Genomic DNA, 12,655 nt, shown 5'->3' on the forward strand with positions numbered 1-12,655 from the left:
CTCCTCATAGCTTCCGAGTATAATTCTCGTGCATTTCTCTAGTTCATGATAGTATGTTTCCCCTTCCCGTGCAAGCTTTCCGAAGGCGTTTCGTATCGGTTTTCTTCCAATTCTGCTACAATATACAGCAATAGGTTTGAAGAGGATGGTTCGGACTTGATGAAAGTTCCGTTCAAGATCGAAAGGATGGGGAGAAAATGACAAATAATATATGGTGGGACGATCTGCAAATCCATATGGTGGAATGGCGGCGTCATCTTCATCGCAATCCCGAGGTTTCCTTTCATGAGGAAAAGACATCTTCTTTTGTAGCGGATATGCTGGAGAGCTTTGGCGTTGAAGTGAAGCGTCATGTAGGTGGTCATGGTGTAATTGGTACGATTCGGGGGTACAAGCCCGGTCCAGTCGTCATGCTTCGGGCTGATATGGATGCACTGCCCATCCAGGATGAGAAGGACGTAGAGTATGCCTCACAGAAGGCAGGAGCAATGCATGCCTGCGGTCATGACGGTCATGTTTCCATTTTACTTGGAACGGCATTGTATTTCAGCAAGTACAAGGCTGATATCCAAGGCGAGATTCGCTTTTTGTTTCAGCCTGCGGAAGAACTGCTTCCTGGCGGGGCTGTGAAAGTCATTGCGGATGGTGCGCTTGAAGGCGTGGATGTCATCTATGGCATCCATCTGTGGACTCCTCTTCCGGTCGGAGTGGCAGCGAGCAAAGAAGGACCGCTGATGGCGGCTGCTGACGACTTTTACATTGAGATCAAAGGAAAGGGCGGGCATGGTGGCATGCCGCAGTCGACCGTGGACAGTCTGGTTGCAGGCTCCGCACTTGTCATGCAGCTGCAGACGGTGGTCAGCCGTTCCGTGGATCCGCTCCGACCTGCGGTGCTGACGATTGGTACAATGCAGGCAGGATCTGCCCAGAATGTCATTGCCGAGTCCTGCAAAATGAGCGGAACAGTCCGGACGTTTGACGAAGAAACGCGAGCAGAAATGAAGGAACGTGTGCATCGCATCGTTTCCCAAACAGGTGGTGCCTATGGGGCACAGACGGAAGTGAACTACATCATGGGTTATCCGCCTGTAGTCAATGATAAGCAAGAAACGGACCGCTTCTTCCGCAAAGCCGTTCAGGTGTTCGGAGATGAACAAGTGCACACGTCTCCGATGCTGATGCCAGCAGAAGATTTCGCTTATTATTTGCAGAAGGTTCCAGGCTGCTTCATGTTTGTCGGGGCAGGGAATCCGGACAAAGACGCCATCTATCCGCATCATCATCCAAAGTTTGATTTTGATGAAGATGCCATGCAGCATGCAGTTAAGCTCTTTATTGCCATGGCTACCGATTACATGGGTGGTAAATAGAATGTTTTGGGTATAGTTGGGCATCCTACTCATAGAAGTAGGGTGCTCTTTTTTTGCAAAATTACCGGGTAGGTGTCGGTTGTAAAGGTTCATTTCTGGGTGTGCCGGAACTGAACTTTTTGTCATGAGCATCTATTTTGGAGCACAACGTAATCGGTACCGGATCGGAGGAGCAGATATGGAGAAGACGGATGCCTGTATTGTTCAACGGGATTTTACGATTTTGCTGGAAGTGGGTCATCCGGGATTCGAGCAGGCACGGACACGACTAAGCGTATTCGCCGAACTTGTAAAGACGCCGGAGGGGTTTCATACCTATCGCATGACATCATTATCCCTGTGGAATGCTGCAGCACTCGGATGGAGTGCGGAACAAGTTGTTAGCAGTCTAGAGTCCGTTTCTCGCTGGAATGTACCCGCAGCACTTGTGCAGGATATTCGGAGAATTGTAAAACAATACGGAAAATTGAAGCTGCATTGGGAACAGGATCACCAGCACCTGCGTCTGGTTGGAGACAGTGAACAACTGCTTGATGAATTAAGCGGGCTCAAAACCATTGCGGCCTTTCGGATGGAGCGTGTTGCCCGGGATGAGCTTGTCGTTCGCGGAGAACAGCGGGGCTTGCTCAAGCAAGAATTGACGCGTCTGGGCTACCCTGTACTTGATTATGCAGGCTATCGCCCCGGAACACGTCTTCCGTTTGGTTGGAAGAATGAAAAGAATACGCATCATGAAACTGAAGTGGATCAGAAAGCCTTTGAACTGCGTTCTTATCAGAAAGAAGCTGTAGACGCTTTTGAGGGAAGTGAGGGCATGGGAGGGAGCGGGCTGCTCGTGCTGCCTTGTGGAGCTGGAAAAACAGTCATTGGCATGGCTGTGCTTGAACGTCTTCAATGTGAATGCCTCATCCTGACTTCCAATACGACCTCTGTGCGGCAGTGGATTCAGGAATTACAGGATAAAACTACCCTTACTTCGGATCAAATCGGGGAGTACTCCGGTCAGAAAAAACAGGTTCGGCCTGTCACGGTGGCTACGTATCAGATTCTTACACATAGAAAATCCAAAGATTCCGATTTTACTCACATTAAATTGCTGAGTGAGCGGGAATGGGGACTCATCATTTATGATGAGGTGCATTTGTTACCTGCACCTGTCTTCCGGGCAACTGCGGATATTCAAGCTACGCGAAGACTGGGATTGACGGCAACCTTGGTGAGGGAAGATGGATGTGAACAGGATGTATTCTCCCTCATTGGTCCTAAACTCTATGATATGCCGTGGAAAGAGCTCGAGCGGCAAGGGTGGATTGCCAATGTGCAGTGTCAGGAGATACGTGTTCCTTTTTCAACAGATCTGAAAACGACCTATCTGGAGGCAGAAGGAAAACATCAGTTTCGTCTTGCAGCGGAAAATCCCGCTAAGCTACAAGTGATCAGACGATTACTGCGTCAACATGATGGTTTGCCTGCACTTGTGATCGGTCAGTATCTGGACCAGCTCGAAACCATTGCCCGGGAAATTGACGCTCCGCTGATCTCGGGTACGATGTCACAGCACGAAAGGGTAAAGTGGTTCGAATCCTTTCGGCGGGGCGAAATTAAAACCATTGTAGTTTCCAAGGTGGCGAATTTTGCTATCGATCTTCCTGACGCTGCTGTTGCACTTGAGATATCGGGAAGTTATGGTTCCAGGCAGGAAGAGGCTCAGCGACTGGGCAGGATTTTAAGGCCTAAGCCTGGTGACAATAGAGCATATTTCTATGCGCTGGTATCAGAGGATAGCAAGGAACAGGAGTTTGCATTGCGCCGTCAGATGTTTTTGGTCGAGCAGGGATATGAATACTCCATAATACATGAACATACTTAAGTCACCATTAATCGTTAGCGTGGGAAAAGGAAAGGCGGGAGCATTGTAATGCATGGACATGAAGCAGTGGATATCGATGAAATAATGGAACTGTCAGCCACAGAACATTCGGTACTTGGTGCTCTTTTTCACAAACATGCGTGTCAACCCTTTTCAGTAATGATGACCACCACTGAGTCTGCGGAAGAAGGATTGAGCGGGGCGGAAGCCAGGTTAGGTTTTATGCGCCTAAGACAAAAAGGGTGGATCGAAGCGGTTCGCAAAACTTGGGGAGAGAACCTATACTACATTCCGCTGCGTTATATCCCTGCATTAACCGTAGCCTACGCAAATAGAGTCGGAAAACATCCATTTTTAATACATGAACAGGATCAGAAGGAATCTAGAACCCAGATGGTCAGTAGTGATCAAATTCACGTTATTCGTGAAGCAAGGCCTGATATCGCTGCCGAAATCATTCATCTATTGGCCTGGATACCAAGAGAAGGGCTTACATTGACGAATAAAGGTACGATTCACAAGAGAATGCTGCAGCGGTTGAGCGCTTTGACTCATTTATGCCCTGATGACTTTGCCGGATTGAATTTAAACTACGAACATCCGGATATCTACCCTGTTCATGTCGCCATTATGCTGGATATGCTGCTTGCTTTGGGGCTTCTCCATAAGGATCAAGAGAAAATAAGGGTACATGATGAGACTCTGAGTCACTGGTTAGAGCAGCCGTGGTCGTGTATGCATCGCGAGATATTCAAGGTGTGCATGGAACGATATGGTGTAACCAGTCCTGCAGAACAACATTTTCGCTATCGCCTGGTCTTGCTCGGTAAAGGACAGGAGACCTGGTTCAATATTTCAGATCTGATTCCGCATTTCAAGGGCAGTGGCAGTGATACCGGGCTTCCTGGATATATCCAGAGCTGGCTAAACGCACTGGCTGGATGGGGGTACGGAGAGAGTGGTGAAAAAGCATCGGGTGATTTGTTTTTTCGCTGGTTGGTTGAGCCTGAGGAGCTGTTGCCCTTGAAAGTACAGCAGGAACTGGACAGAGCTAAGAATGTTTTCTTCGTACAGCCTGATTTCGAAATTATGGTCCCGGCAGAGGTAGTCCCGCAGGTCCGCTGGAAAATAGAGCACTGCGCCGAACTGCTGAGCTGTGATCGCATGAGCATCTACCGTGTGACCAAAGAACAAATTGTAAATGCGTCACATCGCGGGTTTACGTCTGACAAGGTGGTGGAATTTCTGCGCCGTTATGCTGCCACGGGAGTCCCCGAGCATGTGTATCACGCGATTCAACAGTGGGGAAATGAGTGGGAGCGATTAAAGGCACAGCGTGGGGGAAATGCAGAGAAAATACAAAGTATACAGCCGACCGATTTCATATGCAGCGAGGGGTCAGGGGAGGATAAGAGTACTGAGATTCACAAGCATGAGCCAAGGGATGGGCTTAGCGGTTTACGAGAAAGTTTTTATGTGCATGGCAGGCAGGGCTTGATTCAAAATGAACCGGATAGGGCATCTTCGTATACACAAGGACAGCCGATAGTGGAGCAGTCGGATGATTTACCCGCATTCGGCTCCATTCCCGACATGTGGCATAACGATTGGCGGCGATATCATATGTCCACGACACGTCAGATTACGGCAAAAGCGATAGAATGGCAGACCAAGCTGGGACTGAGAAACGAACAGTCCGAGGTATACATTATTCCGGATCAAATTCAAGGACAGGACGATTGGACGCTGACAGGCTGGATTGTACCTGGGGCAGACGAGAGGACAATAGAACGGTGCACCATTTCACCCATGGATTGGGACAAGATCAGATTAATCGTTCCGGAGCAGATCTGAAGCAGGAAGAGCTTATGTTCCCCTATTTTCTATTTGCAGGAAAAACTCTTCTTAACTACCGGGGGATATGCTATGATAAAGTAGTCTACCTTACGTAGAACTTTATATATAGATAGGATGAATTTCATGAGCGTAGCGGAATTGAACACGGTCGATATGGCCCAAGTGTTGACGGGCGCATATGAACTGGGCGACATGATTAACCAATCTGCCGAAGTATCGGATTATTTATATTGGAAGCAGCAAGTTGAGAGCAATCCGGAGGTTCAAGCGGGAATACGCAAGCTGGAAGCCAAAAAGGAACTGTTTGAAGAAACACAGCGTTTTGGACACTTCCACCCGGATTATCATGCTGCAAAAGACCAGGTGAAGGCTCTGGAACAGGAACTGGAACAAATTGAGGCAGTAGCTCGCTTTAAGCAGGCGGAGAGAGCACTCGATGAAATGCTTCACCAGATGTCTGAAACCATTGCTTATGCAGTCTCTACCACAATCAAGGTTCCGAGCAATGACCCGAACCCCAAAGGTGGCGGCTGTGGAAGTGGCGGCAAGTGCAGCTGCGGTTAACTGAATTCCGAATGAATTAAAATCCATATAGACCGGACCTTCTCCTCGAAGCGTCCGGTCTCCATTATAAGAAGGGCGGGGAAAATGATGTTTGCGGAAAGGACAGGATTTATTATTTGGGTTAGTGATCTAAAAGCAGCCCGCAATCTCGAAAAGTATGGTACCGTTCATTACATTTCCCGCCGTATGCATTATGTCGTCATGTATGTTAATGCAGAGCGGGCTGAAGATACGATGAAAAATGTGAAGCGGCTGTCCTATGTGCGCAAGATTGAAAGATCTTACCGTAATGAAATCAAGACAGAGTATGCCAGTAAAACGATGGACAAAACAAGTTTTTACGGGATTTAAAATATACAGTCTTCAACGTTAGTGATTTGGTGGAACTGGACATAAGGGCGGAATAATAAAACATATTTGATCAAAGGTCGCCTTCATGGCGACCTTTTCTTTTGGGGATTATACTTCGATCCACCTGCAAGAACGTGGTACATATGAACAGTAGGTAAATACCGACCATGAAGAAATCATAGAAGTACTAAGTGAAGGCAGGATCATGTTATTGAATTGTTAATTAAGATAACATTAAAAGAGTGAATTTATCGAAAATAAGTAAACGTGATGTAAAATAAATCGTGTACACACGAAATTTTCAATTGGTAATTTTCCACTTTTGCAATTGTAATCGCTTTCTTATGGTCGAAAACAACACATTTATGAATTGTTAAACTGGAGGAGAAACGTTAAAAAACCTTGTTGTATCAATGTTTATTGGGCCTGACAAAATGACATATTTACGAAAAAATGCGTGATCCCCTATTGTTAAACTACAGCTGCGCCAACAAAACTAACATGCAACATGAATGCTCCAACGTTTTCCTGCAGCGTATGACCCAAACATGAGAAGCGACAGAAGGAGGCGATCCTGTGTGCAGGAAGTAAAAACGGCCAATCGGCAGCAGACATTATACAAGCCGAACATCAGTAGAAAGCGATGGCAAAAGGTCTGGAGAAACTGGCAACTGTATTTGTTTATTGCACCCGCATTTCTGTATTTTCTCATCTTTCATTACGGACCCATGTACGGCATCCAGATTGCGTTCAAAAATTACAATCCGGTACGCGGAGTATTTGGGAGTCCTTGGGTAGGTTTTGATCATTTTGTAAGGTTCTTTGAATCCTATTATTTCTGGGATTTGATGTGGAACACACTGGCGATCAGTTTGTATGAGCTGGCTGTCGGGTTTCCGATTCCGATTATTCTGGCTCTGGCGTTTAATGAACTGAAGCATAAACGTTTCAAAAAGCTGGTCCAAACCGTCACTTATGCACCTCATTTTATCTCAGTTGTCGTGATGGTTGGGATGGTGATTGCTTTCCTCTCTCCATCAACCGGAATCCTGATCCGTTTCGTGGAATGGATGGGAATAGATGCACCCTCATTTCTGACAAGCCCTGCATGGTTTAAGACGGTATACGTTCTCTCCGGCGTATGGCAAAGTGCGGGCTGGGGAACGATCATTTACCTTGCTGCGTTGTCTGGAGTGGATCCTGGCTTGCATGAAGCAGCAATTATAGACGGGGCAAACCGACTGCAGCGTATCCGGCACATTAACATTCCCGTGCTGGTACCAACCATGACCATCCTGCTCATTCTGAACATGGGGAGTCTGCTGGGGGTAGGGTTTGAGAAGATCCTTCTGATGCAGAACCCACTGAACATGGAATCTTCCGATGTCATATCCACTTTCGTATACCGTTCAGGTCTTGAAAATGCCCAGTACAGCTTCTCTACCGCTGTCGGCTTGTTTAACTCTGTAATTAATGCGTTTTTGCTCGTTACCGTCAACCAAATCGTACGCAAGACGAGCGAGAACAGTCTGTGGTAAAGGAGGAGGCTGAATGTTAACCGGTATTCAGGAAACGAGACAAGACAAAATTTTTCTAACCTTGAACTACATCTACGTTACGATTGCTTTCCTTCTTGTGGCGTACCCGCTGGTATATATGATTAGCGCCTCTATCAGCAATCCGAAGGAAGTTGCTTCAGGTGCAATGTGGCTATTTCCAAAAGATATCACGTTTGAAGGTTATGAGCGTGTGCTTCAGGATCAACGAATCTGGTCAGGCTACGCAAATACGATTCTGTATACGGTTGTCGGTACTGCCGTGAACCTGGCGGTCACCATTCCTGCAGCCTATGCGCTCAGCAGAAGAGACCTGGTCGGCAGGGGGTTCTTTATGGGCGTCTTTATGTTCACGATGTTCTTCGGCGGAGGACTGGTACCGAGTTATCTGCTGATTAAGGAGCTCGGCATGATCAACAGCATGTGGGCACTGATTTTGCCTTCCGCAGCTTCGGTATGGAATATCATCGTCTCCCGCACCTTCTTCCAGGGAACGATCCCGAGCGAGCTTCAGGAGGCTGCACAGATGGACGGTTGTTCTAATTTTAAGCTGTTTTTCAAAATCGTACTGCCATTATCCATGCCGATCATAGCGGTTATGGCGCTCTTCTACGGAGTAGGTCACTGGAACAGTTATTTTTCAGCAATGATTTATTTGAATGATTCTGCCAAATATCCGCTTCAGCTCGTGTTAAGACAGATTCTTGTCCTGCAGGAAATGTCAGCGCAAGGCTCCGGCATGATGGACGGCTCATCGGCCTCGGCACTGAATAACAAAGCCGAAGTGGCGGCACTCGTCCGTTATGCAGTCATTATTGTACCGACACTTCCGGTCATTATCATCTATCCGTTTTTGCAGCGGTACTTCGTTCAGGGTGTCATGATTGGTTCCGTCAAGGGCTGATCTATACCAAATAAATCATCAAAAAGGGAGTTGTTGTCATGAAGAGAGCTCACAAGAAATCAACGGTTCTGTTAAGTCTGATCCTTGCTGCAAGCATGCTTGCGGCATGCGGAGCATCTCCTGATGGCGGTTCAACCGCTGAACCGGGTACACCGGAAGAGACAGGGGTGAAGCAAGAGGGTTTTCCTATTGTGGAGGAACCGATCACATTGACCATGATGTCCCAGGATGTAGGCGTGGCAGATTGGAATACCATGCCTGTTATTCAGGAAGCAGAGAAGCTTACCAACATCAAGTTTGAATTTCAGCTTACTCCGATTGACAGCTTTGCAACCAAGAAGAACCTTGTCTTTGCAAGTGGAGATTTGCCTGATGTACTGTACGGAGCCGATCTTACACCGGCAGAGCAGGTGACCTATGGCACCCAAGGCTCACTTATCCCGCTTGAACCTTACATTGATGGGGGATATGCTCCGAACATTAAAAAATTGTTCGATGAGAATCCGGATATTCGCAAATCGTTCACAACGCCAGAAGGACACATTTACGCCCTGCCATTCATCGACAGTGCCGCCGTCTGGTATCGCAGCCCCATGTGGTATAACGGCAGTATGCTGGAAGCGCTTGGTGTAAAAGAACTGCCAAAAACGACAGAGGAATTGTACGCGCTGCTGAAGCGAGTGAAGACAGAAGATCCGAATGGCAACGGCAAGGCCGATGAAATTCCACTGACCTCCGTGAAGCTGGATGATCTGCGCATGTATTTTCTGGGCTTCTGGGGCATATATGACCCTGTCGTTTACGTAGATAAGCAAGATAAGGTGTTTTATAGCCCGATGCAGGAAGGATACAAGGGATATTTGGAATTTATGAATCGTTTGTGGAAGGAAGATCTGCTGGATCACGAAACCTTCTCGCAAACCCCTGAGCAGAAAAAAGCCAAAGGGGAAAACAATCAGATTGCTCTCTTTAACGACTATTACTCCTACTTTACTTTGGGTGGCGATCCGGATGCGGCAATGAAAAATCCGCTTATGACACCCGTAGCGAGCGATATTGCAGGAACGCCTGTTTACGGTATGCATCCAGGACTCTCTGCTAACGGAACATTTGCCATCACAAGTGTGAATGAGCATCCTGAAGCAACCATGCGCTGGATCGATTACTTGTATTCCATCGAGGGACAAACGCTCTTCAATCAAGGTCCTGAAGGCACGCTGTGGAAGTATACCAACAAAGATACGTATGAAAAAGAATGGCTGCCTGTTCCTGGAGGCGGTGATCGGGAAGAGTACAGAGGCACCATTACGCCAAACTTCGGCATGCTGACTCCGGGTCATAACTCACCGGAGCTGACGAATGGTCTGACGACCGAATTTGACGAGTGGATTGCAAAAGAGAACGAAGAGAAGCTGATCCCGATCGGTAAAGCACCGTTTCCGAATGCGTATCTGACCAACGAACAGCAGGATGAAGCCTCCGCATTGTTATCTGATCTTGATACGTACGTGAAGCAGATGGAAGCGAAGTTTGTAACCGGGGAAGAGCCATTGTCCAACTGGGACGGCTATGTTGAACAGATGAAGAAAATGGGTGGAGACCGGATTCAGGAAATCTATCAGGAAGTGTATGATACGTGGAATTCCGCAGGCAAGTAATCGGATGTGAATCCCCGTTCGCTGCACTCTGAAATAACAGAAAAAAGCCAACATCGACGGCAATCCTGATTGTTCGTCTGTTGGCTTTCCTGTTATTAGCTGGCCGATTCAGTTCCTGCATCACTACCCGTAGTGCGATGAAGCTTGCGATATTGTCCTGGTGTAAGCCCGGTTTCCTTCTTGAATTTACGGATGAAATTCGGTGTATCCAGATATCCGACTTCCTGAATGAGATCTTTCAGAGGGGTATCCGTTGTTTTTAGCTGATGAAAGACCCTGTCGAGTCGTTTTTGCCAAATGTACTGAAGGAAGTTGATTCCAGTCTTCTCCTTGAAGGAGCGGCTCACATGGGAAGGTGAAACTTCAAATTCATACGCAAGCGTATCCAGGCTAAGATTGTGATCTGTAAAATGGGCATCGATGTATTCAATAATGCGGTCTATCAATGTCTGCTCTTCCTGCTGCGTATCCTTTTTCACCTCATTGCATAACTGGGAGGCAAGCAAGAGCAGAACGGATTCAAGCTCTTCCAGCGAGCTGCTAAACACCATGTTGGGAGCAATCTGCTGCAGCATTTGATGTTCTCCAAGTTCCGAAGCTGTCTTAAGGATTGTGTTCAGCAGATCGAAGCTGATGCATCGTACAAGCAGTGCAGGCAGCATCGAAGACTGCAAACTGGTCACGGATGAGTGAATCATCTGAGTAGCGATATCGATATTTCCCTGTTTCAGACTTTGAACCAGCTTCAGCTGCATATGGTTCGGAATCCAGTAGGAATGGCTCGGTGTCTTGGACATTTCTTCAAATAAAGCGGATGATCCATACTCACCAGGTACGAGCAAATCAAAAGCAGAACAGGCTTCAACGTAAGATTGGGTCAGTTCGTGAAGCTGCGAATAGGCACTTCCGGCACCAATCAACGGGGTTATGGATAATGTTTCCAAAAGCAAGCCTCTTATCTGCTCCATAATCTGTTTTATACGTGTTATCAGATCGATTCCTTCAGCGGAATCAAAACTCATGATTAAACCGAATCGGTCCAGCTGGGGCAGCTCAACGCCATAACCAGTTGCCTGCAGATCAGGCAATTCAATCTGTGCAAGACTGCTTGCAATGCGGCGGCGGAGTTCCATATCGGCATGCTGGGAATCATTCCAGCCAATGACCATGACAAACAAATAATCCTTGTTCAGTTTCAGGTCGAACAGCTGCACCAGTTCAGAAGATAATGGATCTGGATTTCCAGACTTAATTAAGGTTGACAAGTACTGGTTCCGAGCATACGGTTCCTGTAAATCAATGCGGGAGCTGTAATTCTGCAAGGCTGAACGAATCCGTTCCAGTTCATTGGCATTTCCATTTCGAGACTCTCCATCAGGCTTCTTTTCCGGGAAACGGGAAGCGGCAAATTCGACCAGAGTTGAGATAGGCTGATACTGCATCTTGGCGAGAACGAGAGCAATGGCGACTCCGACCAGCAGCACAATACCTATGATCATTATCATGAAACTGCGGACATCCAGTACACTGCTGAAGAACTGGGAGCTTGGCATTACAGTCATGTAGGTCCAGCCGTTGGTTTCCGATTGCACAGATACGATGGAATGATCTTTGCCGTCCAGTGTTCGCTCCTGGATTCCTGGAGTAATGGTTTTAAACAAGGCAGCCAATGCATCTGTACTTAGCGTATCTCCCTGATGGTTGGCCGTTAGTACCTGACCCTCTGCATCGAGGACATAGGTCAGCCCTTGATAGTTTCCGAGTATGGAATCAATCAGGCTCGTAATCTGCGACTCCTTGATAAAAACCATGACCGTGGCGTGGGGGTTCAGACTATTGGGAGTAATGGGAATAAGGTAAGCAAGCTTGCGGTCCTGTACTCCACCAGTTTTGGTTACCACATCGGCAGGTCTTACGGTAGGGTGCTTCGTTTCGTTGAGATCGTTATACAGGGATTGTTTGTCCCATCTCTCGAAGCTGAGATTGTCGGCAAACACCTCAAAATCGGTCAGACCTTTGCTGGAATAAATACGTGTATCATCGTGGAAATAAAGATAGATTTCATCAATCATGGAACTGGTGGCTTTGTACTGATCCAAGGCACGAATGGCTTCCGGGCTGGTTTGGGTATTGGTGACCCGATAGGAAGAGAGCCGATTATCGTAAGAAATGCGGGAAGCAATCTCGCTCAGCTCTTTCATTCGGCTGTCAATGGTTACGTTGGTTTGTGATAACTGGGCCAGACGCGAGCTTTCAATCTCAGTACGGAGGGTTTTAACTGCGTTTTCATAGAGAAATACGGTCATAAATACGAGAGGAATTAGCAGAATGAACAGGTAGGACCAAATGTATTTCAGGAACAGTTTGGATTTGAAATAGTCCATTCGCAAGTGAAATGCTGCCTCCTTTCCATATGGAGAAATGCCATTTCTTTCTTATAAATGATATCAATAAAAAAACGGTTTGGACATAGCTTTTTCGCACGTGTGCACACGGTTTCCAAATATCGCAGAGAAAAAGGTGTA

Annotated in this window: 9 protein-coding genes; 8 read left to right on the forward strand and 1 reads right to left on the reverse strand. The window is 47.1% G+C overall.

What is annotated here, in order from left to right; translation table 11 throughout:
* The first annotated feature begins 197 nt into the window (after positions 1 to 197).
* From PIL01S_RS12850 to PIL01S_RS12885, 8 genes are all read left to right on the forward strand, one after another.
* Entirely contained in the window at positions 198 to 1,370 is a 1,173-nt protein-coding gene (locus tag PIL01S_RS12850; protein WP_127537851.1) for a M20 family metallopeptidase, read from the forward strand.
* 178 nt (positions 1,371 to 1,548) lie between these two features.
* Complete coding sequence (locus tag PIL01S_RS12855) at positions 1,549 to 3,240, forward strand: DNA repair helicase XPB (protein ID WP_127537852.1); 1,692 nt, start codon at positions 1,549 to 1,551, stop codon at positions 3,238 to 3,240.
* A 48-nt stretch (positions 3,241 to 3,288) separates the two neighbouring features.
* Positions 3,289 to 5,094: a helicase-associated domain-containing protein gene (locus PIL01S_RS12860; RefSeq protein WP_127537853.1), complete on the forward strand. Its 1,806-nt coding sequence runs from the start codon at positions 3,289 to 3,291 to the stop codon at positions 5,092 to 5,094.
* 126 nt (positions 5,095 to 5,220) lie between these two features.
* Entirely contained in the window at positions 5,221 to 5,661 is a 441-nt protein-coding gene (locus tag PIL01S_RS12865) for a YlbF/YmcA family competence regulator (RefSeq protein WP_095290237.1), read from the forward strand.
* A gap of 87 nt (positions 5,662 to 5,748) precedes the next feature.
* Positions 5,749 to 6,012 carry a YlbG family protein gene (locus PIL01S_RS12870; protein WP_095290540.1) on the forward strand — a complete coding sequence of 88 codons (264 nt, stop codon included), beginning with the start codon at positions 5,749 to 5,751 and terminating at the stop codon, positions 6,010 to 6,012.
* A 548-nt stretch (positions 6,013 to 6,560) separates the two neighbouring features.
* Positions 6,561 to 7,550: an ABC transporter permease gene (locus tag PIL01S_RS12875; RefSeq protein ID WP_095290239.1), complete on the forward strand. Its 990-nt coding sequence runs from the start codon at positions 6,561 to 6,563 to the stop codon at positions 7,548 to 7,550.
* 13 nt (positions 7,551 to 7,563) lie between these two features.
* Positions 7,564 to 8,472, forward strand: coding sequence for a carbohydrate ABC transporter permease (locus PIL01S_RS12880; protein WP_127537854.1), 909 nt, complete (start codon positions 7,564 to 7,566; stop codon positions 8,470 to 8,472).
* Between the two features lie 38 nt (positions 8,473 to 8,510).
* Positions 8,511 to 10,130 carry an extracellular solute-binding protein gene (locus tag PIL01S_RS12885; protein WP_127537855.1) on the forward strand — a complete coding sequence of 540 codons (1,620 nt, stop codon included), beginning with the start codon at positions 8,511 to 8,513 and terminating at the stop codon, positions 10,128 to 10,130.
* A gap of 95 nt (positions 10,131 to 10,225) precedes the next feature.
* On the opposite strand, the gene PIL01S_RS12890 is transcribed toward PIL01S_RS12885, so the two are convergent.
* On the reverse strand, positions 10,226 to 12,514 hold the full coding sequence (locus PIL01S_RS12890; RefSeq protein ID WP_246058247.1) for a helix-turn-helix domain-containing protein: 2,289 nt from the start codon (positions 12,512 to 12,514) through the stop codon (positions 10,226 to 10,228).
* Positions 12,515 to 12,655: the final 141 nt, after the last annotated feature.

The sequence above is a fragment of the Paenibacillus illinoisensis NBRC 15959 genome (assembly GCF_004000925.1).
Taxonomy (GTDB): domain Bacteria; phylum Bacillota; class Bacilli; order Paenibacillales; family Paenibacillaceae; genus Paenibacillus; species Paenibacillus illinoisensis.